18 protein-coding genes are annotated in these 24,033 nt (G+C 74.8%); 1 reads left to right on the top strand and 17 read right to left on the bottom strand.

Annotated elements, in window-relative coordinates; all coding sequences use genetic code 11:
• Positions 1–6: 6 nt before the first annotated feature.
• Together IPL61_30660 and IPL61_30665 are read right to left on the bottom strand one after the other, a co-directional pair.
• Positions 7–2,832, bottom strand: coding sequence for a serine/threonine protein kinase (locus IPL61_30660; protein ID MBK9035571.1), 2,826 nt, complete (start codon positions 2,830–2,832; stop codon positions 7–9).
• Positions 2,829–4,229 (bottom strand): sigma 54-interacting transcriptional regulator, encoded by a 1,401-nt coding sequence (locus IPL61_30665; GenBank protein ID MBK9035572.1) that lies wholly within the window; start codon positions 4,227–4,229, stop codon positions 2,829–2,831. The genes IPL61_30660 and IPL61_30665 overlap by 4 nt, the downstream gene beginning before the upstream one ends.
• A gap of 193 nt (positions 4,230–4,422) precedes the next feature.
• Between IPL61_30665 and IPL61_30670 the strand changes: the two genes are divergently transcribed.
• Positions 4,423–6,999: a hypothetical protein gene (locus IPL61_30670; GenBank protein MBK9035573.1), complete on the top strand. Its 2,577-nt coding sequence runs from the start codon at positions 4,423–4,425 to the stop codon at positions 6,997–6,999.
• A 19-nt stretch (positions 7,000–7,018) separates the two neighbouring features.
• Here IPL61_30670 and IPL61_30675 read toward each other — a convergent pair whose 3' ends face one another.
• The 15 genes from IPL61_30675 to IPL61_30745 all read right to left on the bottom strand — a co-directional run bounded on the left by IPL61_30675 (position 7,019) and on the right by IPL61_30745 (position 23,984).
• The gene (locus tag IPL61_30675) at positions 7,019–8,182 is read right to left on the bottom strand and encodes a hypothetical protein (protein MBK9035574.1); all 1,164 of its coding nucleotides are present in this window, start codon (positions 8,180–8,182) and stop codon (positions 7,019–7,021) included.
• The gene (locus tag IPL61_30680; GenBank protein MBK9035575.1) at positions 8,179–8,427 is read right to left on the bottom strand and encodes an acyl carrier protein; all 249 of its coding nucleotides are present in this window, start codon (positions 8,425–8,427) and stop codon (positions 8,179–8,181) included. Before IPL61_30680 ends, IPL61_30675 begins: the two co-directional genes overlap by 4 nt.
• Complete coding sequence (locus tag IPL61_30685; protein MBK9035576.1) at positions 8,424–10,016, bottom strand: hypothetical protein; 1,593 nt, start codon at positions 10,014–10,016, stop codon at positions 8,424–8,426. The genes IPL61_30680 and IPL61_30685 overlap by 4 nt, the downstream gene beginning before the upstream one ends.
• 254 nt (positions 10,017–10,270) lie before the next feature.
• On the bottom strand, positions 10,271–10,813 hold the full coding sequence (locus IPL61_30690; GenBank protein MBK9035577.1) for a response regulator: 543 nt from the start codon (positions 10,811–10,813) through the stop codon (positions 10,271–10,273).
• Entirely contained in the window at positions 10,810–11,421 is a 612-nt protein-coding gene (locus tag IPL61_30695; GenBank protein MBK9035578.1) for an OmpA family protein, read from the bottom strand. The genes IPL61_30690 and IPL61_30695 overlap by 4 nt, the downstream gene beginning before the upstream one ends.
• Positions 11,422–11,620: 199 nt before the next feature.
• Entirely contained in the window at positions 11,621–12,064 is a 444-nt protein-coding gene (locus IPL61_30700) for a response regulator (GenBank protein MBK9035579.1), read from the bottom strand.
• A 116-nt stretch (positions 12,065–12,180) separates the two neighbouring features.
• The gene (locus IPL61_30705; protein ID MBK9035580.1) at positions 12,181–13,518 is read right to left on the bottom strand and encodes a sigma-54-dependent Fis family transcriptional regulator; all 1,338 of its coding nucleotides are present in this window, start codon (positions 13,516–13,518) and stop codon (positions 12,181–12,183) included.
• Between the two features lie 32 nt (positions 13,519–13,550).
• Complete coding sequence (locus tag IPL61_30710; protein ID MBK9035581.1) at positions 13,551–15,014, bottom strand: HAMP domain-containing protein; 1,464 nt, start codon at positions 15,012–15,014, stop codon at positions 13,551–13,553.
• Positions 14,981–16,693 (bottom strand): sigma 54-interacting transcriptional regulator, encoded by a 1,713-nt coding sequence (locus tag IPL61_30715; GenBank protein ID MBK9035582.1) that lies wholly within the window; start codon positions 16,691–16,693, stop codon positions 14,981–14,983. The genes IPL61_30710 and IPL61_30715 overlap by 34 nt, the downstream gene beginning before the upstream one ends.
• Positions 16,694–17,315: 622 nt before the next feature.
• Positions 17,316–17,975, bottom strand: coding sequence for a succinylglutamate desuccinylase/aspartoacylase family protein (locus IPL61_30720; protein ID MBK9035583.1), 660 nt, complete (start codon positions 17,973–17,975; stop codon positions 17,316–17,318).
• Entirely contained in the window at positions 17,972–19,753 is a 1,782-nt protein-coding gene (locus IPL61_30725) for a hypothetical protein (GenBank protein ID MBK9035584.1), read from the bottom strand. Before IPL61_30725 ends, IPL61_30720 begins: the two co-directional genes overlap by 4 nt.
• Before the next feature lie 122 nt (positions 19,754–19,875).
• Positions 19,876–21,285 (bottom strand): Asp-tRNA(Asn)/Glu-tRNA(Gln) amidotransferase subunit GatB, encoded by a 1,410-nt coding sequence (gatB, locus tag IPL61_30730; GenBank protein MBK9035585.1) that lies wholly within the window; start codon positions 21,283–21,285, stop codon positions 19,876–19,878.
• Between the two features lie 170 nt (positions 21,286–21,455).
• A complete protein-coding gene (gene gatA / locus IPL61_30735; protein MBK9035586.1) occupies positions 21,456–22,928 on the bottom strand; it encodes an Asp-tRNA(Asn)/Glu-tRNA(Gln) amidotransferase subunit GatA in 1,473 nt (490 codons plus the stop codon).
• Positions 22,929–22,932: 4 nt separating this feature from the next.
• Positions 22,933–23,232: an Asp-tRNA(Asn)/Glu-tRNA(Gln) amidotransferase subunit GatC gene (gene gatC / locus IPL61_30740; protein ID MBK9035587.1), complete on the bottom strand. Its 300-nt coding sequence runs from the start codon at positions 23,230–23,232 to the stop codon at positions 22,933–22,935.
• Between the two features lie 8 nt (positions 23,233–23,240).
• Positions 23,241–23,984: a FadR family transcriptional regulator gene (locus tag IPL61_30745; GenBank protein MBK9035588.1), complete on the bottom strand. Its 744-nt coding sequence runs from the start codon at positions 23,982–23,984 to the stop codon at positions 23,241–23,243.
• Positions 23,985–24,033: the final 49 nt, after the last annotated feature.

Raw genomic sequence — 24,033 nt, forward strand, 5'->3', positions numbered from 1 at the left:
CTTGGATCACCGGACGTGATGGGTCGCGATCCACGCGTCGAGCTCGGCCAGCTGCGGTGCCGCGTCGGGCAACGCGGCCAGCGCGGCCCGCGCGGCCCCCACCGCGCGGGCGCCGGCGCGACGATCGCCGCGCAGCCACTGAGCCTGGGCCGAGATCGCGTGGGCGACGGCGATCAACACGGGTGGGCACTCGCCGGCGCACAGCGACTCGACCGCGGTGGCGTGGGCGGCAGCGGCGGCGAGGTCGCCGGTGGCGAGGGCGCAGGTCGCGCGCGTCAAGCGCGGGTAGGCGCGCGTCGAGCCCGTGAACACCTGCTCGACGTGGCTCAGCCGCGGCTGCGCCTCGGCGCACGCGCCATGGCCAGCCAGGCCGTCGGCGAGGTTGTACTCGGCGCTGGCGTAGGCCGTCGTGTCGATCGATCCGAGCTCGGCCCGGAGCGCGAGCGCGCCCTCGAGATGGCCGCGGGCCGCGGGCCAGTCGCCTTGCTCGCTCTCGGTCAGGCCGATGGCCTCGAGCGCGGTGGCTCGCGCCGGTCGGTCGCCGCGACGCTCGGTGCGCGCCAGCAGCTCGCGGAACACGGCCAGCGCTTTCGGGCGATCGCCCTGCGCGCGTGCGGCGTTGCCGAGGGTCTGCAGGGTGTCGGTGACGGTGTGGTGATCGTCGCCCAGCGCCCGCCGGCGGATCGCCAGCGCCTCCTCGAGCAGCGGCACCGCCGCCGCGGCCTGGCCCCGCCGCACCAGCGCACGCGCCGTGGCGTGCAGGTTGGCGGCGGCGGTCGGATGATCGGCGCCGTAGGTCGCCACGATCACCGCGCGCGCCCGGGCCGACGACGCCTCGGCGTCACGGTTGCGACCCTCGAGCAGCGCGACGCTGGCGAGGTCGCCAAGCAGATCGATCGTCGCGGTGGCTGAGCCCATGGCCTCGGCCGCGGCCAGCGCCGCTTCGAAGCCCGCGCGCGCGCGCGGCAGATCGCCGGCGGTCATGCGCAGGCCGGCCCGATGGCGCAGGTAGTTGACCCGATCGGCGGGGTCACCAGCGCGCTCGACCAGCGACTCGACCAGCGGCTCCATCGCCGTGGCCTCGTCGACGTGACCGAGCGAGGCGCCGACCAGGTAGTACAGGAGCAGGCTGGCGCTCGCGGCCAGCCGATCGTCCTTGGCCTCACCGGCCCGGCGCACGGCCTCGGTCAGCTCGGCGCGCGCGGTGCTGGGGTCGTCGAGGTCGAGCGCGATCTCGCCCGCCACCGCCAGCGCCTCGGCCCAGGCCGGGCCGAACTTGGTGGCGGCAGCCGCGGCGACCGCGGCTGCGGCGATCGGCCGGGCATCGCGGGGCCGACCGATCCGGATCTGGGCCCGGGCCGCGCTGAGCTGGGCGCGCACCGTGTCGAGTTGGGCGCGCACCGCCGGAGCGGTCGGCCACGGCACCGCCGCGCGCAACGCGACCGGGTCCGCGCAGGCCGCGAGGTCGTCGAGGTCGGCCACTGCGTCGATCGCGCCGTCGACGACCTCGCCGTCGGGCCGGTCCGCGAGCGCGGCGACGACCGCCGCCAGGTCGGCGCGGCGCCGGTCGAGGCACGCGTTGCGCAGATCGAGCAGCTCGGCCGACTGCCGTCCCTCGAGCCGCGCCGCGTGGCAGGCCTCGTCGCGCATCGTCGCCCAGCGGCCCGCGTAGGCATCGAGCAGCGCGACCACGTGGGTGGCGGTGGCCGGCGCGTGCGGGCGGCCGCTGGCGACCAACGCGGCGGTGACGTCGGTGGCGCGCCGGCGATCCCAGGCGCCGGCGAGTTGATCGCGCCCGTCGCAGCGCGGACCCTGCTCGGCGCGGGGCCACATCGCGACCGCGACGAGCGTCGCGACCACGGTCGCGGCGCCGCCCGCGGCGGCGATCCGTCGGCGCCGGCCCAGGCCGTGCTCGAGCGCCGCGACCAGCGCCACCATCGACGGGAACCGTCGGTCCGGATCCGGGTCGAGGCCGCGCGCCAGCGTGCGCCGGAGCCACCCGGGCACCGGCACGCCGGGTGGGGCCGGCGTCCGCCGGTCATCGATGATCGCCAGCGCGACCGCCGCGGCCGGGTCGAGATCATCGCTCGTGACCGTGGCCGCGGTGGCGTCGACGACGTCGCCGAACGGCCGCTTGCCGTACAGCGCCTCCCACAGGGCGACGCAGAACGCGAACTGGTCCGCGGCCGGCCCGCCACGCCGACCGAGGTGCAGCTCCGGCGCCATGTACGCCGGCGTCCCGATCAGTTCACCGGCCGCGGTCATCGCCACGCCCGGGCGTGCGCGCGGGTCGGCGTCGACCGTGATCGGCTGGGTGACGGCGTCGGCGCGGGTGGCGGCGGCGTCGGGGCGGGTGGCTTCACCGGCGGTGGCGATGCCGAAGTCGGTGACCGCCACGCGGTCGCCGTCCACCAGCACGTTGTCGGGCTTGAAGTCGCGATGGACCAGGCCGGCGGCGTGGGCGGCGGCGAGGCCGCGCCCGGCCGCGACGAACGTGGACACGACCTCGGGCCAGGGCCGGCGTGGGGTCATCCAGGCGCGCAGGTCGCCGCCGCCCCACAGCGCCATCGCGACGTAGACCCGGCCGTCGTGCTCGCCGACGTCGTGGATGGGGACGACGTTCGCGTGCACCAGCTGGGCCATGACGCGCGCCTCGCGCCGCAGCCGCGCGCCCTCGCCGAGACCCTCGCGCAGCACCTTGATCGCCACCACCCGGCCGAGCTCGGGATCATCGGCGGCCCACACCTCGCCCATGCCGCCGGCGCCCAGGCGACGGGACAGCCGGTAGCGCCCGAGCTGATCGCCGGCGGTCAGGGTCGACGCGGCGGTCACCGCCGGAAGTCCTCCGAGTCGAGCCCGAGGCGACGGAGCCAGCGGTGGATCTGCCACCGGGCCTTGCCGGCCGTGCGCGCGACCGCGCTGATGTTGCCGCCGTGCTCGGCCAAGAGCGCCGCGAGCTGGGCCCGCAGCGCGACGTCGGCCTCCGACAGCGGTGCGTCGGTGCGGACGGCGTCCGTGCACGCCGGCGTGGCCGCGCGCACCGCCCGCGGCAGGTGCGATAGATCGATCGTGCCGCCGGCCGCCAGGGCCAGCGAGGTCGTGAGCGCCATCTCGAGCTCGCGCACGTTGTCGGGCCAGTCGTGGTGGACCAGCGCGCGGGCCGCGGCCACCGTGAGCTGGGCCCCGGTCGCGCCGGCCCGCGTCAGGATCGCGCCGATCAGCAGGCCTAGATCCTCGCGGCGCTCGGCCAGCGTCGGCAACATCAGCTCGAGGCCGGCCAGGCGCGCGAGCAGATCACGACGGAAGCCGCCGTCGACCACGCGCTGCGCGAGGTCGACGTGGGTGGCGGCGATGATCCGCACGTTGACCTTGATCGGCAGCGAGTCGCCGACCGGCACGACCTCGCGCTCCTGCAGCACCCGCAAGAGCGCCGCCTGGGCCGGCCCCGGCAGGTCACCGATCTCGTCGAGCAACAGCGTGCCCTTGTCGGCCGCGCGCACGTGGCCGGGGCGATCCTCGACCGCGCCCGAGAACGCCCCGCGCCGGTGCCCGAACAACTCGGCCTCGACCAGATTCGCCGGCAGCGCGCCGCAGTTGACCGCGACGAACGGACCGCGCCGCGTCGAGGTCGCGTGGATCGCGCGGGCCACCAGCTCCTTGCCGGTGCCAGTATCGCCGCGCACGAGCACCGCGACCCCGGCCGTGGCGGCGGTCGCCGCGGCGGCCAGCTGGGTCGCCAGGTCGCCGCTGAAGGTCGCCAGGCCCGGCAGCGTCACCGCCAGCTCGTCCACCCGCAGGTCGTCGGCGCCCGCCACCGGCACGGCGCCGTCGCGGAACACCACCATCGTGCCACCGATCTCGAGCACGTCGCCGTCGTCCAGCCTCGCGCGGGTGATCACCCGGCCGTTGACCAGCGTGCCGTTCTTCGCGCCGTGATCCTCGACGACCCAGCGGCCGTGGACCCGGGTCACCCGTGCGTGCTGCTCCGACGCCGCCGGATCGGCGAGTCGCAGCTCGAGCCGACGCCGGCCGCCGCTGGTGCGTCGCTCGACCTCGCGTCGCTTGCCGCGCCCGAGCAGCACCTGATCGACGTCGTCGAGCAGGTGTCGCGACGACGGCGCCAGGGGCTGATCGGCGGCGAGCAGCACCACCAGCTGGGCTCGCTCGGCGGTCACGCGCTCGTCCTCGCCCCGCCGCAGCGTCACCGTCTCGGCCCGCGGCTCGCCCATCCCGGCATCGTACCCGAGCCGGCCGGCGGCCGGGGCCACGGGCCGCGGCGGTGACGTCACCGCCGCTGGCACACCGTGCGCGCGCCCGCCCCCCGGTGACACCGCTCGTCCGATCGCGGGCTTGCGACGCCGGTGGCGAGGCACGCCGACTGCAGCAGGGCGGCCCGCGCATGCACGCGCGGAGGCGAGAGAGATGACGAAGATCGACGACAAGGTCCGGGCGCTCGCGGCGTCAGGGTTCGACGTGGGCGCGGCGATGGCGCCCGAGGCTGACGCTGGCTTCGGCGGTCAAGTGCGGCCCTTCGCCGGGGCCGACGTCTATTGGCACCCGGTCATGGGCGCGGCCGCGCATGAGGTCCACGGCGGGATCCTCGAGCGCTACCTGGCGCTCGGTGGCCCCGGTCCGCACCCGACCACCGGGGAGCGGTGCTTCGGGTTCCCGCTCACCGACGAGGTGACCACCGACGATGGCCTGCACCGCGCCAGCAGGTTCGAGTTCGGCGCGATCTTCTGGCGCGAGCACGCCGACCCGATCTTCGGCGCGCTCTATTCGGCCTGGCGCGCGCGCGGCGGCGAGACCGGCGAGCTCGGCTACTCGATCAGCCCGATCGCGGTCGGCGCCGGCGGTCGCGTCCAGCATTACCAGCGCGGCAGCCTGCTCGACCGGGGCGGCGCGGCGCCGCTGGCGCTGCGCTACGTCGGCCCGATGCTCGGGCAGCCGGCGCTGGTCGCGCTCGATCCGACGGCGGTCGACGTGCCGCTCTACGACGCGGGCACGCTCGACGACGTCGGGCCACGCCCGGACCTGGCGGGTTGCTTCGACGGTCAGCTGGTGCTGCGCGAGGTGACCGCGGCGCGGGCCGAGATCGCGCTCGCGGTCACGGTGGTCGACGGTCACCGGGTCCACGGTCGCCCGGTCGCCGGGCTGCGCGACCGCACGCTCTACGATCTGTGCCTGCGGCGCGCCGACGGAGGGCTGGTCACGATCGCGGCGCACGCGCTCTACGCCAAGGCCGACTGGGTCCAGTTCGGCCTCGCCCACGCGACCGACTTCCACGTCGCGCGCCGCAACGATCAGATCCCCGACTGGTTCGCGGCCAGGGGCGTCGCGCTGTCGGCGTACAACAACTTCAACGACAACCTGCGTGACTTCGTGCGCGCCGCCAACCGGCTGCACGCCGCCGGCACGCTCGACGTGGTGTGGGCGACCGGCGATCTGGTCGACTACCTGTTCGAGCCCGGCGACGCCGAGGCCGGCCCCGGCAACTTCGGCCTGCTCGAGGACCTGGTGCTGGGACGCTCGCCGTACCCGCGCGGCGCCGCGCGGGTCGAGGAGCTGCAGGTGCCGATCTTCACCGGCCTCGGCAACCACGACTACCGCAAGCACCCCTACGACCTCGCCTTCGCGGTCTCGATCTTGGGCTACGAAGCGGCAGCGCTCGAGAACTACCGGCCCTTCAACATCGCCAACGCCGAGGCCCACCAGCTCTGGGGCGTCGACTACCCCGTGGCGTCGGCGACCGCAGGCGCCGCACCGGTTGCGTGGGTCCACGGCTGGAAGCACCTCGCGCCCGCGGCGGCGGCCCGCTTCGTCGCCGTCGATCCGGCGATGCAGGCTCGCACCGCCTACTACTTCCGGCAGATCAACCGGGACGGGAACTACCTGGTGCGCGCCGGGGCGCACCGGCTCGCGATGCTCGACAGCCGCTGGGACGCGGGCATCACGACCGGGGTCTGGGACGTGTTCTGGATCAAGTACCTCGGCGGCGGCACCAAGGCCCAGCGGGCGTTCCTCGGCAACGGTCCGCCCTCGGTCGGGCTCGAGGCCGCCGACGTCGCCGTCGTCGAGCGCGCGGTCGCGGAGGCCACCGACCAGAGCTTGGTCGTGCTGGGCATCCACGCGCCGCTGTTCGACATCGAGGACCACGAGTACGCGCACTACTTCCGCGAGACCGAGCACGCGCAGACCAGCCGCGACGAGATCCGCGCCTTCGGGTACGCGCACACGCCGGGCATGCAGCCGACCGAGCGCCTCGCCCTCGAGGCGCTCGACCGCAGGCTCGCGAGCTGGTTCACGCTCGGCGAGGACTTCTTCAAGCGCGGCTCGCGCGATCCGTTGCTCGACGCCAACGTCAGCCTGGGGCAGGGCGATCGCCTGCTCGAGCTGTGCCTGGGCGCCGGCGGGCGCGCGATCGATCTCGTCCTCGAGGGCCACGTCCACCACAACGCCGAGCGCGGCCTCGGCCGCGACCCCGCCGGCGGCCATCGCTTCTTCCACGACTACTACACCGAGAACCCGGCAGCGTACTACCCGGCCCGGCACCGCGCCGGGATGATCTCCGAGCGGGCCGAGGTCCGGGTCCAGGTCGGCGCGGTCGAGGCGGTCGGCGCGCCGGTCACGGTGCGCGAGCCCGGGTTCGAGCCATTCCGCGAGGTCACCGTGCCGGGCTACGCCGAGACCCTGAACACCGTCGTCAGCCGCGGCGCCGACCTCGCCGACTGGTGGCACGACCACCGGCCGCTGTTCGTCCAGACCGCGGCGCTCGGTCCGCTCGAGCACACCCAGCAAGTGGAGCGCGGGGAGAAGCCGCGGCCGACCTTCCAGGGCTTCCGGGTCCTGCTGGTCGAGCGCAACCTGATCCGCGCCAGCCACGTCGTCCGCGCGAGCGAGATCAAGGACCCGACCGTGCCGCTGCCGTGGGAGCCGGCGCGGCTCGTCGGGGCGGTCGCCCCGATGACGTCCGCGCGCGTCGGTTGGCGCCCGCGCTGACGATCGCGCCGCGGCCGGCTCACCGCAGCCCCGCCGGCCACGCGCTGGGGGTGCCGCCCCAGCGCGCGACCACCGCCGCCATCCAGCGCTCGAGGCCCCAGCCGACGCACGCGGTCTCGGTCGCGTCGGCGTCGCCGCGGATGTCCATCGGCGTCGCGAACACGCCGCCGTGCAGGTTGAACGACGCCGCGGCCACGCGCGCGCCGCCGCCGATCGCGAGGCGCAGCTCGAGCTTGGTCGAGCGCATCGCCTGGAACGTGCGCAGGGACGCCGCCTCGGCCGCGAAGAACGGATCGGTCGCGACCTCGAGGGTCGCGTCGAGGTCGAGCTCGTCGACCAGCGCCTGGGTCAGCTCGATCAGGCGGGCGCGCGTCGCGACGACGTAGTCGCGCCCGCCCAGGAGCACCGCCTCGCGCATCGAGAACTCCCACTGCCGCTCGAGCGGCGCGAAGCGGTGGCCCTCGAAGCGGTAGCAGTTGCCGAGCGCGGTGACGGCCTGGCCGGCGCCGACCCGGGCGCCGCGCAGCGCCCGGTAGACGTTGTGACAGACGAACGGCTCGAGGATGAAGCCGGTCGGCTGGGCGCGGTCGGCCGCGGGCGCGGCCAGGGCCTCGGCCCGGGCGGCGCGCGCGAACGCCTTCAGGTCCTCGAACCGCGGCGGCAGGTGGAAGCCCCAGGTCACGTGCTGCGGGTGGCTCGAGAAGTAGCCGGTCAGGCGCAGCAGATCGCTGGTCGACTCGATGCTGGGCAGGTGCCAGGGCTCGGCGCCGACCTCGGCCGCGAGCGCCGCCAGGCGTCGATCGAGCGCGGCCCGGAGCTGGGCCGCGGGGCCGCGCAGCGCGTACTGGCCGGGCCCGAGCGTGAGCACGTTCGCGGCCACGAACGCCGCCAGCGCGGCGTCGTCGACCGGCGCGGTCCGCTGCCACGCCGCCTCGGTCGTCGCCACCAGGCGGAACGACGCCAGCGACGCGGTCACCGCCGCCGCGACCTGGCGCGCGACGTCGGCGTCGTCGACCGGCGTCGGCGCCAGCCGCACGGCGACCCGACCGCGCGCGCGATCGATCTGGTCGACGCCGACGATGGCCGGGTGCGCGAACGCCAGGTCGCCGTCGAGGCCCTGGGCCTCGCGGGCGCTGGCGCCGGCCAGCCGCGGCACGTCGATCCAGCGCGCCGCGGCGGTCACGCGCGCCCTCGGCGCTCGCTGATCAGCGCGGCGATCGTCGCGACCGAGCGCAGGCGCCCGGTCTGGACGTCGCGCTCGTCGATGCGGATCGCGAAGTCGTCCTCGAGCCGGTTGATCAGCTCGAGCAGCTGCATCGACTCGAGCGCGCCGGTCGCGAACAGGTCGAGGTCGTCGGTGACCACCGGCGGGCCGCCGAGGTCGTGGACGTGGGAGCGCACGCGGGCGCCGAGATCGAGATCGGTCATGGGAAGATCCTCCGGGCGGTGAGCGGATCGAGCACGCCGGCGCGCTTCACCAGGCGCGCGTCGGCGATCGTGGGATGGGTGACGAAGGCGGCGGCGATCGCCAGCTGGCGCAAGGCCGCGTCGGGGCGGCCGGCCGCGGCCAGCACCCGCGCCAAGGTCGCGCGGCGGACCGGATCGAGCGGGCGCTCGTCGAGGGCGCTCTCGAGGTCAGGCAGGAGCGCCGCCGCCTCCTCGGGCGTGCGCACGGCCAGGGCCCGGGCCTGGGCTCGCTCGAACGGCGCCAGGCGCACGCGGTAGTCGACCTGGTACCCGACGCCGAGGATCGCCGCGCACACCAGCGCCCAGGTCCCGGCCCGCTGCGCCCACCGACGCGCCAGCCCCGGCGCGGCCCGCCGGCGCCCGCGGCGGCGCTCGAGCACGAGCGCGGTGCCGACCAGCGCGGTCATGACCACGCTCTCGGTCAGCGTGCTCCACGGGAACGTCCACGGTGAGCCGTGCAGCGCCGCCTGCTTGGGCCAGTGCAGCGGCGCGCTCCCGACCAGGAACACGACCGCGCAGCCGACGTAGCTCGCGGCGATCGGGTGGCGGCGCAGGCGCATCGCCGTCGGCGTCCAGAACAGATCGATCAGGAGCTGGCGGAAGTGCAGGTTGTAGCGGCGCCACCAGTCGGCGATGCCGCGCGCCAGCAGCGGGCGGTCGAACGCCGGCGCCATCGGCACGCCGAAGCAGCGCACCAGCCCCAGCACCAGCGCGCCGGCGCCGCACGACTCGAACACCGCGCGGATCGGGTAGACCACGACCAGGAGCGGGACGACCTGGGGCCAGGCCCCGACCCGCAGCGCGTCGATCAGCAGCAGCCGCGGATCGACGCCGCCGGCGGCGGCCAGCGCCAGCGTCACCTGGACCGCGAGGCCGTAGCCGATCCAGCGCACGCCCGAGCGCTGCACCGCCGGATCGGGCGCGCGCACGCCGTCGCGCACGAGCGCCAGCTTGGGCAGCGCCAGCATGTACGGCGGGATCAGCGCGAACGGCGCCAGGAAGAAGTAGGTCAACACGTCCACCACCGTCGGGCGGGCCCCGCCGATCCGCGCCTCGTGCCACACCACCAGCGCGCGCAGGAACCAGCCGAGCGCGAACGAGTACGCCATCACCCACAGCCACGGGTAGGCCGCGACCCGGCTCGGCGCGTGGGCGGCGTCGGCGAGCGCCACCACCCCGATCAGCGTCGCGATCGGGAACAGCACCGTCAGCGCCGGGCGCAGGCGCGACCACAGGAGCGCGCGGTAGGCCACCGCCCAGGCCGCGCCGAGGACGACGAACTGTGGACAGACGATCAGCCACGCGCCCAGCGACACCACCAGGAGGGCCAGCGTGCGGTGCCGCGTCGGCGTCAGCGAGATCGCGCCGTGGCCCGCGACCAGCGCCGCCAGCACCCACGGCACCAGGTCGTCGTCGAACGGCAGCGGCGTCCACGCGACCAGCGTCACCAGCCCGAGGTGGTGCAGCACGCCGGCGACGAGCGCGATCGCCGCGAACCCGAGCCACGCGCCGAACCGCCCGCGCCACCATCGATCGTCGTGCGTCGCCATCGCCGGTGGGCAAAGCACTACGCATGCCGCGTGCGCGACCGCACACGCGGTGCCACCAGCGCGTGGCAGGCACGGCTAGATCGCCGGAGCCTCACCACCGCGGGCGTCGATGCGGTGATTCTTCGGCGGTCGCTCGTCAGTCGCGGCGGCGCATCACCGCGGGCGCCGATGCGGTGATTCTTCGGCGGCGCTGGTCCGTCGCGGCGGCGCACCACCGCGGGCGCCGATGCGGTGATCCTTCGGCGGTCGCGTGGTCAGTCGCTGCCGCCGACCTCGGCGTACGGATCGTCGGGGTCGAACCGCAGGACCAGGCGATCGGTCGGCTCGCAGTCGCCGCAGGTGCCCGCGGTCATCGGGTCGCCGCACATGGCGCAGCGGGCGATCGAGAGGCCGCTGCGCGCGCGCCCGGGGCCCCGGCCCGCGAGCTGGGTGATCATGAAGGTGAGGTCCCCCAGCGAGACCGGCTTGCGCATCAGCGCCCCGACCCGCCACTGCGCGGCCTGACGTCGGAGCGTGTCATCGAGGAACCCGGTCACGAGGGCGAACGGGATCCCGAGGCCCCAGCCGCGGACGATCTCGACCACCTCGATGCCCGCGCGGCCGGGCATGCGGTTGTCGGAGACCACGAGCGCCGGCGGCTGCCCGCGGTCGTGGGCCTGGCGCAGGCGCTCGAGCAGCTCGGTGCCGCCGTCGCACGCGACCACGGCGTGCCCGGCGCGGCGGACCGCGAGCTCGAGCAGGCCGCGCATGTGCGGGTCGTCCTCGGCCACGAACACCTCGGCGGACGCCGCGGTCATGGCGCCGTGGCTCCCGGGCGCGGCGTCGCGATCGCGATCGGCGTGCCGTCGTCGGCGTAGCGCGGCCCGTCCTCGAGCACGAGCTGGACGTCGCCGCGCATCAGCCGGAACTCGACGCGGCGGTTGCTGGCGAGGGCGTCGGCGCTGGCGCCCTGGCGCAGCGGGTGCTCCTCGCCGAACGACACCGGGGTCAGCTGGTCGGCGCCGACGCCGAGCCGCGCCAGGTAGGCGATGACGATCTGCGAGCGGCGCTCGCCCAGCGCGATGTTGTACTCGGTGGTGCCACGCTCGTCGGTGTGGCCGTCGACGTAGATCTGGATCGTCGGGTGCTTGGCCAGGAACGCGCCGGCCTGGGCCAGCGCGTCGCGGGACTCCGGCCGCAGCTCGTCGCTGTCGTACGCGAAGTGGATCCGCTGCAGCAGCAGCGCGGCGGTGCGGAGGTCACCGCTGAGGACCTCCGTGGCGCGCGGCGTGGGCGCGACCCCGCGGCTGGCGGTGGGCCGGGGCGCGACCGAGGTCTGGCCGGACGGGCCCGACGTCGCCTTGTGGCAGGCCGGGGTGAGCAGGAGCGCGGCGGCGATCGCGGTGACCGAGAAGATGGAGTTCATGGTGCCTCGTGGGTGCGTGAGGGACTGCGTGACAGTGGCGGGTGCGCGGGCGTCGCGGCCCGGCGCGTGAGCGATGCCTGACGGAGCTGGGTGCGCCGCCGCGACGGGCCGGCGCGTGAGCGATGCCTGACGGAGCAGGGTGCGCGGGCGTCGCGGGCCGGCGCGTGAGCGATGCCAGACGAAGCAGGGTGCGCCGCAGCTACGGGCCGGCGAGGTGGAGCGCCATCGTGCGCAGGTCGTTGAGCTCGAACGGCTTGGCGAACAGCGCGTCGGCGCCGAGCCGCTTGGCCTCGAGCCGGGCCTCGTCGTCGCCGAACGCGGTGATCAGGATGACCGGCGTGACCCAGTCGGCGCCGCGCAGCCCGGCCAGGGCGTCGAGGCCCGTCATCACGGGCATGCGGATGTCGCTGATGATCAGATCGACCGCGGGGCCGCGGCGCTGGGCCAGCGACGCCATGTGGTTGACCAGCTCACGGCCATCGCGGGCCTCGCTCACCGAGAAGCCGTCGCGCCGCAGCGTCACCGCGATCAGCCGACGGAAGATCGCGTCGTCCTCGGCGACGACGACGTGGCGGGTGCGCTGGCTGACCGCGCGCCGGTAGGCGGGCGAGCCGGGCTCCGTCAGACTCAGGTGGTGCTGCATGCTCCTGCACCAGAGCAACCGACGTGCCGACACGCGCGCAACGATCGCGCGCAGTTGCCGACGTCGCCGTGATGCAATCTGCAACTCGTCGCAGAATGCCGCTCGCCGCGCGAAGGTCAGCGGGGCTTGGGCTCGGCCGGCTCGCCGTAGCGGTCGAGCTTGCGGTAGAGCGTCGTGCGATCGACCCCGAGGATCCTGGCCGCGTCCTTCTTGTTGCCGCCGACCGCCGCCAGCACGCGCAGGATGTGCTGGCGCTCGACCGCCTCGAGCGGCGCCAGCTCGGTCGGGTCGTCGCTCGCGAGCACCACCTGGGCCCGCTGGTGCTCGCGGACGCGCGGCGGCAGATCCTCGAGGGCGAGCTGGTCGTACTGGGCCATCGCGACCGCGCGCTCGATGCAGTTCTGCAGCTCGCGGACGTTGCCGGGCCACGGGTAGCTGACCAGGCGCCGGGCGGCCGCGGGCGACAGCCCGGTCACGCGCTTGCCGCTGGTGGCGCTGGCCTGTCCGAGGAAGTGCTGGGCCAGGAGCAGGACGTCGTTGTCCCGGGTCCGCAGCGGCGGCAGCTCGAGGTTGACGACGTTGAGGCGGTAGAACAGATCCTCGCGGAAGCGCCGGTCCCGGACCGCGGCCTCGAGATCGAGGTTGGTGGCCGCGACCAGCCGGGCGTCGAACGCGACCTCACCCTCGCCGCCGAGCGGCCGGACCGTGCGCTCCTGGAGCGCGCGCAGCAGCTTGGCCTGGGTCCCCGGCGGCAGCTCGCCGATCTCGTCGAGGAACAGCGTGCCGCCGTCGGCCTGGGCGAACAGCCCGAGCCGGGTCGCGTGGGCGTCGGTGAACGCGCCGCGGACGTGGCCGAACAGCTCGCTCTCGAGCAGGCCCTCGGGCAGGGCCGCGCAGTTGATCGCGACGAACGGACCCCCGGCGCGGCGGCTGCGGCGGTGCAGCGCCCGCGCCACCAGCTCCTTGCCGGTGCCGCTCTCGCCGGTGATCAACACGGTCGCGTCCGAGTCGCGGACGCGCTCGATCACGTCGAAGACCCGGCGCATCGCGGCGCTGTCACCGAGGAGCTCGTCGACGCGCTGGGCCCCGGCCACGGCCTGGCGCAGCCGGGTGACCTCGGCGCGCAGCGTCCGGTGCTCGATCGCGCGGTTGAGCGCGACCACGAGCACCTCGATCTCGAACGGCTTGGGGATGAAGTCATAGCCCCCGGCCCGGATCGCGCCGATCGCCGCGTCGAGGCTGCCGAACGCGGTGATCACCAGCACCGGGATGTCGGGTCGGTCGGCCACGATCTGCTGACACAGCTCGAGGCCGCTCATCTCGCGCATGTTGAGATCGGTGACGACCACGTCGAAGTCGTCCCGGCGCAGGATCGCGAACGCCTCGGTGGCGACGCCGCAGGTCGTGACCGCGAACCCGCGGCGCTCGAGGTGGACGCGCAGCATCGCGCACATCGCGAGATCGTCGTCGACGACCAGGATCCGGCTCACGGCGCCTCGGCCAGCGGCAGGTAGATCGTGAAGGTCGTGCCGCCGCCGGGCGTGGCCTCGACGGTGATCCAGCCGCCGTGCTCCTTGACGATGCCGTACGCCACCGACAGCCCGAGCCCGGTGCCCTCGCCCACGTCCTTGGTGGTGAAGAACGGCTCGAAGATCCGCCCGAGCAGCTCGGGCGCGACGCCGGCGCCGCGATCGCGGACCCGCACGCACGCGTAGGGCCCGGGCGGGCCGCCGTGGTCCGAGGGCGGCGTCGCGGCCCGGCGCTCGGTCGCGATCGTGATGGTCGCGCCGTCGGGGCTGGCGTGGATCGCGTTGACGACGAGGTTGGTGAGCACCTGCTGCAGCTGGCCACCGTCGACCTTGCCGACCACCCCGTCGGCGGCGGGGGCGAGCTCGAGCGCGATCGCCCGCTTGCGCGCGAGCGGCTCGAGGAAGGTCGCGGCCTGCTGCGCGACCTCGCCCAGCTCGAGCGCGGCGGTCACCGGTGGCCGCGGCCGGGCGAAGTCGAGGAGCTGCCGGACGATCGCGGCGACCCGGTGGGCCTGGGCCGAGATGGTCGTCGCCGCCTCGTGGGCCGGATCCGGCTCCGGGTGGAGCTCGGCCACCAGCTCGGCGTACCCGGTGATCACGTTGAGCGGGGTGCCGATCTCGTGGGCGATGCCGGCCGAGAGCTTGCCGACCGTGGCCAGGCGGTCGGCGTGGCGGAGCTGCTCGATCGCCGCGAGCCGGGCGTCGCTCGCGCGCTCGAGCTCGGCCCGGGCCTCGACCAGCTGCTCGCTCATCGCGTTCATCTCGGCGCCGAGCTCGCCGATCTCGTCGCGCTGGCGCAGCCTCAGCCGGCTGGTCAGATCGCCCTGGCCGATCCGGCGCGCGTGCAGGACCAGCTGCCGCACCGGGCGTCCGACCAGGAGGGTCCCGAGCCCGACGATCAGCGCGGCGCACACCAGCACCAGGATCCCGGTCGCGGCCAGCGCCTGGCGGACCGTCGCGCGCACGTACGCGTGCTCGGCCTCGAGCGACTCGCCCAGCTCGATCGCGACGCGCTCGGCGCCGGGGCCCTCGACCGCGACGAAGGTGTAGAGCACGTCGTCGGCGGCGCCGGCCGGGCGCGCGGTCACGACCCCGACCCGATCGGGGCCGACCAGCGGCGGCACCGGCACGCTCGCGGCGTGGGGGTGACCGGCCGGCGCGTCGAGCGAGACCCAGCGGATCTGCACGTGGGCCTCGCGCTCGTTGGCGTCCTTGACCACGTCGATCGCCTCGGCCTCGCCGACCCGTCGCCAGATCCGGCCGGCGGCGCCGGCGACCGCGCGGCCCAGCAGGTGGCTGTCCTTGCGCATGTCGTCGTCGAACAGCCCGATCTCGCGCTGGACGCGGATCAGCGCGTTCACGGCCAGGACCGTGAGGATCGCGCAGGTCAGCGCGAGCGCGAGCTTGTGGGACAGGCGCATGGCCGCGCCCAGTATAGCCGGCCGACGACGGCCCGCCCCGCGGGGTCAGCGTGAAGGGTTATGCCAGCGAGGGTCGTCCTCACCGAAGTCGGAACGCCGCGCACTCCACGGCGCTGTCTGGCGAACGCTGGACGACGAGAAGAAAGACAGCTAAGTGCTATACAACCCGACCGCAGCGAGAAGTGGCAGAACGCACACGACCCCACCGCCCAACGCCCCCACCCGCCCCGGGGGGCGCGGGCGACCGCGCCGCCGGGTGATCCGAGCGCAGACGCCGCGGGGCGGGACGGGGTGCGCGCGTCGTCGAGGCCGTACTTCTGGACCAGGCGGATCAGGTTGCGGCGCGACACCTTGAGGTCGGCCGACGCGCGGGTCTTGTTGCCGCGGTGGCGGCGCAGCGCTTCGACGATCATCCGGCGCTCGAGGCTCTCGACCGCGGCCGGCAGCGAGCCCGGATCGAGCGTGAGCTCGACGACCGGCTCGACGTGGTGGTGGCGGATGCGCGAGGACAGCAGATCTTCCTCGATGCGCCCGTCGTCGCCCGACAGGACGACCAGCCGCTCGATCTCGTTCTCGAGCTCGCGGACGTTGCCCGGCCACGGGTACGTCAGCATCCGGCCCAGGCACGCGGCGGTCAGCTCCTTGTCGGTGCTGCCGTGGCGCTGCCGACCGAGGAAGTAGGACGCCAGGACCGGGATGTCCTCGACCCGGTCGCGCAGCGGCGGCAGGGTCAGGTTGATCACGTGGATGCGGTAGTACAGGTCCTCGCGGAACAGGCCCGCCGCGACCATCGCCGCGAGGTCGCGGTTGGTCGCGGCGATGATGCGCACGTCGACCTTGCGGGTGTCGGTGTCCCCGACCCGGTTGAACGTGCCCTCCTGCAGGACCCGCAGCACCTTGACCTGCAGGGTCGGCGACATGTCGCCGATCTCGTCGAGGAAGAACGTGCCGGTGTCGGCGATCTCGAACAGGCCCGGCTTGTCGGACACCGCGCCGGTGAACGCGCCGCGCTTGTGCCCGAACAGCTCGGAGTCGAGCAGGTTGTCGTTGAACGCGGAGCAGTTGGTGACGACGAACGGGCGATCGATCCGGGGCGAGCCCTGGTGGATCGCGCGGGCGACCAGCTCCTTGCCGGTGCCGTTCTCGCCCTGGATCAGCACGGTCGAGTCCGAGCGCGCGACCCGGGTCAGGGTCTCGTACAGCGCCTGCATCGACGGCGCGCTGCCGATGATGCCGCCCAGCTCGGTGCGCGGGACCATGGGCGTGGCCCGGTCGATCACCGTGATCGTGGCGGCGCCGGCGACCTCGCGGGCGGCCTCGGCCAGGAGCTCCCCCAGGAGCCCGATCTCGCCGTCGGACAGCGCGCCCTCGGCGTAGCCGCCGACCAGCAGGGCGCCGACGACCGCGCTGCCGATGGTCACCGGGGCGGCGATCTCGCGCATCAGCGGGTGCGGGCTGACCACCATCCACGGATCGACGTTGTCGCGGAGCGCGGTCCGGACCGAGCCGGCGCAGCCGCGGCCGTCGCAGCCGTCGTCGTGCTGGTGGTGGGGCAGGAGGCTGCCCCCGGTGGCGTCGATCCAGCCGAAAGCGAGGCCGCGCCGGGCGGCGACCGCTTCGATCTGGCGGACCAGACCGATGTCATCGATCCGGTCCCATGCGACGACTGTCGGCTTCACGGTCGCGAGTGTGACAACTCGGCGCATCGACCGCAACGACAATCGAAGCGGTTTTGCCGTCAAGCTGTAACGCGGGCGATGCGCTCGTGTCTCTGGGGCTATCCGGCTGAAAGTAATATAGGAGTCGACCCAGCGGCGCGCTTCCGGGTGTCAGCCGATCGTGAGGTCCTGGGCCCCGCGCGAGCTTCCGGGTGTTCGAGCTTCCGGGTGTCAGCCGATCGTGAGGTCCGGATGCGCTCGCGCGAGCTTTCGGGTGTCAGCCGATCGTGAGGTCCGGGTGCCGAGCTTCCGGGGGTCAGCCGATCGTGAGGTCCGGGTGTCCGGAGCTTCCGGGTGTCAGCCGATCGTGAGGTGCGGGTGTCCGGAGCTTCCCGGTGTCAGCCGATCGTGAGGTGCGCTTGCGCGAGCCGCGCGAGCTTCCGGGTGTCAGCCGATCGTGAGGTCCGGGTGCGCCCGCGCGAGCTTCCGGGTGTCAGCCGATCGTGAGGTCTGCGCCCGGGCGAGCTTCCGGGTGTCAGCCGATCGTGAGGTCCGGGTGCGCCCGCGCGAGCTTCCGGGTGTCAGCCGATCGTGAGGTCCGGGTGCGCCCGCGCGAGCTTCCGGGTGTCAGCCGATCGTGAGGTCAGGTCGGGAGGTCGACCGCCCAGCGCAGCGCCGTCCGGGTGTCGGTCCAGGCCCGCTCGTCGGCGTCCAGGTACGGCACCTCGACCGTCACCACCTCGAGCTGGAGGTCGTGGCCGTACCGGGCGCCGAACGAGCCAGGGGTCGGGTAGCCGATGTGCGCGGCGGCCGGGTACCCGGCCAGGCGCCCCATCTCCTCGGCCAGGGCCTGCCCGCGGCCGTCCCAGTTCATGACCCGGTAGGTCGCGTGCAGGGCGATCAGCCGCTCGGCGCCGGTGCGGGCGATCAGCGCGGCCAGCGCCTGGGTCTCGGGCTCACTCTCGGGGTGCGGGCCCGGGCTGTAGCCGCCGGGGTGGGTCGCGACCCAGCTCGTGGCGGCGAAGTTGCGGTTGAGATCGACGTCGCGCGCGTTGTTCTTGGTCCCGGTCAGGAGCCCGTCGACGTTGACCACCGGGATGATCCAGGTCTCGCGTCCGGGCGGGCGGTCGAGCAGCTCCTCGATCAGGCGCTCGGCCTGGAGCCGCGTGGCCGGCTCGTCGCCGTGGATCGCGCCGAACACCACGGCCGGCGGCCGCGGCCGCGCGTAGCTCGGCGGCGACATCACGATGGCCTCGATCGGCCGACCGTTGACGGTCGCGCCGATCGTCTCGTCCCGGTTCACGAGTGCTCGAGATTCTTGCCCAGCACCGTCGCCAGCCCGTACCCGATGAAGCCGATCCAGGCCGCCACGATCCAGCCGCCGAACAGCATGCTGCTGAAGTCGCGCTTCACGACGGCGCCGATGTGGCCCATGACCAGCAGCGTGACGTAGGTGGCGACCACGCCCGACACGATGAACATCCACGCGAGCACCTTGGCGGCGCCGCTCGACGGCGCCGGCAGCCAGCACAGGAGCGCGAGCGCCGCCAGCACCACCGGGTAGAGCTGGAGCAGCGCCAGCACCTTGCCCTTGCCGGACGCCTTGCTGATGCCGTCGATGATCATCTTGATCTTCGGATCGCCGCCGCCCTCGGGGATCAGCAGCGGCAACAGCACGCACAGCGCGCCGATGGTGGTGAGGAGGCGCGGCAGCATCTGCGAGCGGTACTCCTGCCGCAGCAGGAGGCCGGGCACCAGCGTGATCAGCCCGACGAACTGCGCGATCTCCTGCCAGCGGAACTTGGGCGCGTCCTTCATCCCGAGCACGAAGTGCAGCGCGATCGGGGTCAGGCCGAGGACCGCCGCCAGCAGGCCACGCGGCACGTTCGCGAGGGAGACCATCCCGAACACCAGGGCGAGGACGCCGGCGGCGGCCAGGTACACCTGATCGAACTTGGCGACCCCGCTGCCGTTGCCCGACAGGACATCCCAGCGGAACACGGTCTTGTCACCGAGGCTCAGCGGCGCGACGAACGCGGCGACGAGCAGCGCGCCGAAGACGATCAGCACCAGGCGGAGCCCGTCGGCGTACGGATCCCGGGGCGCCCCGGCGCGGGCCGCGGTCCGCGACGCCAGGTACGGCGGGGACATCGGCTGCATCGGGGGCATCGGCTGCTGCATCGGCGGCGGCGCGTAGGCCGGCGGCGGCATCCCGGCGCCGGGCAGCGGACCACCCTGCGGCGCGAACCCGCCAGGCGCACCGTAGCCGCCGCCGGGCGGCGGGAACCCGCCGGGGCCGGGTGGCTGGTAGCCGGCGGGACCCTGCTGGAAGCCGCCCTGGTTCGGGGGGCCCTGCTGGAAGCCACCCTGGTTCGGGGGCTGGAAGCCGCCCTGGTTCGGGGGGCCCTGCTGGAAGCCACCCTGGTTCGGGGGCTGGAAGCCGCCGCCGGGCGGCATGCCCGCGCCCGGCAAGGGACCCTGGCCGGGGATCGACGGCGCGGGCGCCGCGAACATGGTCGCGGCGCTGGCGGCTTGCGAGGGCGCCGGGCTCGGGCCGCCCGGGCCGCCGTACGCCGACGGCGCCGGCATCGTCATCGCGGCGGGGAACGCGGCGGCGCCGGGGTTGGGCCCGCCGTACGCCGACGGCGCGGGCATGGTCGCGGCCGGCGGGAACGCGGCGGCGCCGGGGTTCTGCGGCGCCTGCGCGAACATCGTCTTGGCGGCGGCGGCACCGCCGGCGGCAGGCCCGCCCGGCGGCGGGGCGGCCAGGGTCTGCGCGACCCCCATCGGCGGCTGGCTCGGCTGCCTCGGCGCCTGGCTCGGCGGCGGGGCGGCCAGGGTCTGCATGTTGCCGATCGGCGCGGGCGCGGGCGGCGCGGCGGGCGGCGGCATCGCGACGCCGGGCGCGGGCTGCGCGCCGCTCGCGGCCATGTCCTTCATCAGATCGGACGCCTGCCAGCCCATCACGGTCTTGGCGTTGGCGCCCGCGGGCGGCGCGACGGCGGCCTGCTTGGCACCGCAGAAGACGCAATGCATCGCGGCGTCGGGCAGATCCTTCGCGCAGCTCGTACACTTCTTCACGGTGCTCTCCCAGCGGGCAGGCCGACGCGGAGGCGAGGCGCGCTACCCGAAAACTCTGGCCATTACCGCTCGACCGTCGAGCGGTGTCAATCACGACCCGTGGCAAAGCCTCGGGGGCCCGGTCAGCCCGCGAGCAGCGCCTTGAGCGTGTCCGAGGCCAGCTGCGGGTTGACGCGGCCGCCGGTGGCCTTCATCAGCTGACCGACGAAGAACCCGAGCAGCGTGTCCTTGCCGGCGCGGTACTGCGCCGCCTGGCGCGGGTTGGCGGCGACGATCGCCTCGGCCAGCGCGCGCACCTCGGCCGGGTCCGACAGCTGCCGCAGCCCCTCGCGCGCGATGATCGCGCGGGCGCCGTCGCCGGTCGCGATCATCTTCGCGAACACGTCCTTGCCGAGCTTGCCGCTGATCGTGCCGTCGTCGATCGCGACGATCAGCTCGGCCAGCGCCGCCGGCGCCACCGCGCACGCGGTGATCGGTCGGCCGGCCAGCTCGCGCAGCAGCTCGTTGACGATCCACGCCGCCAGCGCGCGGGCGTGGCCGGGCCCGCACGCGGCGATCGCGCGGTCGAGGTAGTCGGCCAGCGCGACCTCGCTGGTCAAGAGGTCGGCGTCGTCGAACGCGAGCTGGTAGTCGGCCAGGTACCGCGCCAGCCGATCGGCCGGCAGCTCGGGCAGGGCCGCGCGCGCGGCCACGAGCTCGGCGGCGTCGAGCGCCAGCGGCGGCAGATCGGGATCGGGCAGGTAGCGGTAGTCGGCGACCTCCTCCTTGCCGCGCATCGACTGCGACATGCCGGCGACGCCGTCCCACAGCCGGGTCTCGCGCTCGACCCGGCCGCCGCCGTCGAGGACGCGGATCTGGCGCGCGATCTCGTGCTCGATCGCCGCGCGCACGAACCGGAACGAGTTGATGTTCTTCAGCTCGACCCGGGTGCCGAGCGCGGCGTCGCCGCGGCGGCGCACCGACACGTTCGCGTCGCAGCGCAGGTGCCCCTTCTCGAGATCGCCCTCGCACACGCCCAGGTAGCGGACCAGCCGGTGCAGCGCCTTCATGTACGCGAACGCCAGCTCGGCCGACGGCAGCACCGGCGCGGTCACGACCTCGACCAGCGGCACGCCGGCGCGGTTGAGATCGACCCGCGACGTGGCGCCGTCGTGGTTGAGCTTGCCGGCGTCCTCCTCGAGGTGGATCCGCTCGAGCGCGATCTGGTGGCGGACGCCCTCGTGCCAGACGTCGACGTGGCCGTGGGCGCACAGCGGCTCGTCGTGCTGCGAGATCTGATAGCCCTTGGGCAGGTCCGGGTAGAAGTAGTGCTTGCGCGAGAACCGCGAGTGGGTGCGCACCGTCGAGCCGGTCGCGAGGCCCAGCCGGACCGCGGCCGCCAGCGCGGCGGCGTTGAACGTCGGCAGCGCACCCGGCAGGCCCAGCACGATCGGATCGGTCAGCGAGTTGGGCGGCGCGCCGTACGCGACCGCGACCGGCGCGAACGCCTTGGTCCGGGTCGCGAGCTGGACGTGGACCTCGAGGCCGATCACCGGCTCCCAGGGGGGGGGGGGGGGGGGGGGGGGGGGGGGGGGGGGGGGGGGGGGGCGGGGGGGGGGGGGGGGGGGGCGGGGGGGGGGGGGGGGGGGGGGGGGGGGGCCGGGCGGGGGGGGGGGGGGGGGGGGGGGGGCGGGGCGGGGGGGCCGGGCAGCGGGCGCGCTGGTCACGGCGTCCCCTCGGGCCACGGCGCGCGCGGCGCCGGCCCGCGCGCGCGCTCGATCGCCGCGCCGGCAGCGCACAGCGTCGCCTCGTCGAGCGGCCGGCCCAGGAGCTGGACCCCGAGCGGCAGGCCGGCGGCGGTCGCGCCGCACGGCAGGGCGAGCCCGGGCAGCCCGGCCAGGTTGCACGCCAGCGTGAACACGTCGGCGCGGTACATGTCGAGCGGCGTCGGCGTCGCGCCCCGCGGCCACGCCGGCGTCGGCGCCACCGGCGCCAGCACCACGTCGACGTCGGCGAACGCCTCGTCGAAGTCGCGGCGCACCAGCGCCCGCACCTGCTGGGCCTGGCGGTAGTACGCGTCGTACGAGCCGGCCCGCAGCACGTAGGTGCCGATCATGATCCGGCGGATCACCTCGGGGCCGAACCCCTCGCCGCGGGTGCGGGCGTAGAGCTCGTCGAGGTCGGCGGGGTCCTGGCAGCGCGCGCCGAACCGGACGCCGTCGTAGCGCGCCAGGTTGGACGCGGCCTCGGCCGGGGCGATCACGTAGTACGCCGGCAGCGCGTAGCGCGTGTGCGGCAACGACATCGGCACCACGGTCGCGCCGGCGTCGGCGAGCATCGCCGCGGCCCGGGCGACCGCGGCCGCGACGTCGGCGTCGAGATCGTCGGGCAGGTACTCGCGCGGCAGGCCGACGCGCAGGCCGCGCACGCCGCGCGCGAGCGCGGCCACCAGCGCCGGCGCCGGCAGGTCGATCGAGGTCGCGTCCCGCGGATCGAGCCCGGCGATCACCTCGAGCGCGAGCGCGGCGTCGGCGACGGTCGCGGCCATCGGGCCGATCTGATCGAGCGACGACGCGTAGGCGATCGCGCCCCAGCGCGACACCCGGCCGTAGGTCGGCTTGAGCCCGACCACGCCACAGAACGCCGCCGGCTGCCGGATCGAGCCGCCGGTGTCGGTGCCGAGCGCGAGCGGCGCCGACGCCGCCGCCACCGCCGCGGCGCTGCCGCCGGAGCTGCCGCCGGGCACGCGGTCGGCGGCCCACGGGTTGACGGTCGTGCGCGTCGCCGCGTGCTCGGTCGTCGAGCCCATCCCGAACTCGTCGCAGTTGGTCTTGCCGAGGATGATCGCGCCGGCGGCGCGCAGGCGCGCGACCGCGGTGGCGTCGTAGGGCGGCACCCAGCCGGCCAGGATCTTCGACGCGGCGGTCGTCACCAGGTCGCGGGTGACGATCACGTCCTTGATCGCGACCGGCACGCCCGCCAGCGGCCCGCCGTCGGCGCCGTCGGCCAGCGCGCGATCGAGCGCGTCGGCCGCGGCCCGGGCGCCCTCGTGATCGACGGTGACGTAGGCGCCGAGCGCCGCGTCGGTCGCGTCGACCCGGCCCAGGAACGCGTCGGTGACCGCGCGCGCCGACACCGCCCGGGCCCGCACCTGCGCAGCCAGCTCGGTCGCGGTCATGTGCACCAGCGCGGTCATCGCGTCACGGCTCGCGGATCACCGCGGGCACGACGAAGCCGTCGTCGCGCACCGCCGCGGCGCCGGCCAGCGCGACCTCGACCGGCAGCGGCGCCTCGGGCTCGTCGGGGCGCAGCCGCAGCGTCATCGCGACCGCGTGGGTCATCGGCTCGACCCCGTCGGTGTCGACCTCGCCCAGGTGCGCGACGTGCGCGAGGATCTCGCCGAGCTCGCTCCGCAGCCGCTCGACCGTCGCGTCGTCGAGCGCCAGCCGCGCCAGGTGCGCGAGCTCCTCGACCTCGGCCCGCGTCAGCACCGCGGTCATCGCGCCGGTCAGGCCGCCGGCAGCGGCTGCGGCGCCAGCTCGGTCCGGCCGCCCATGCGGGCCGCGAGCTCGGCGCCGGTCCGCAGGTGATCGTCGGCGACCTTGGCCGCGCGCTCCGCGTCCTGGGCGGTCACCGCGTCGAGCAACGCCCGGTGGTGCGCGCGCACCGCCTCGGGCGACGCCGTCAGGTTGGCGAGCAGCGGCATGTACGAGCGCACGCCCTCGCGCACCGTGTTGATGAGCAGGCCCATGACGGTGTTGCCCGCCACCTGGGTCAGCGCCACGTAGAACTCGAAGTCGGTCTCGAACAGCTCGGTCGGCGTCGCGGCGGCGTCGGCCTTGTCGGCGAGCGCGCGCAGGCGCACCAGGCTGTCGGGGGTGGAGCGGTAGGCGGCCAGCCGCGCGATCTCGCGCCCGAAGATCCGGCGCAGCTCGAGCATGTCGCGGATCAGCTCGGGGTGGTTGCGCCCGGCCAGCGGCAGCAGGTGCTGGACCAGCTCGATCCCGCCGGTCTCCATGAAGTTGGTGACCCGGGTGCCGTCGCCCTGCCGGATGCGCACGAGCCCCAGGTGCTCGAGCTTCTTGAGGGCCTCCCGCAGCGACGCGCGGTTGACCCCGAGCCGCTTCGACAGGTCGCGCTCCGGCGGCAGCTTCGAGCCAGGCGGATACTGGCCGGTGAGGATCAGCGAGCGCAGTTGCTCGACGATCTCCTCGGCAACTCGTTGCTTCTCGACCGGCTTCAAGATCGACACGGCCAGAGGTTAACTCGTCCGACCCCTGGGGCGAAAGCCCCTCACCCGG

It is taken from the genome of Myxococcales bacterium (genome assembly GCA_016717005.1).
GTDB lineage: Bacteria > Myxococcota_A > Polyangia > Haliangiales > Haliangiaceae > UBA2376.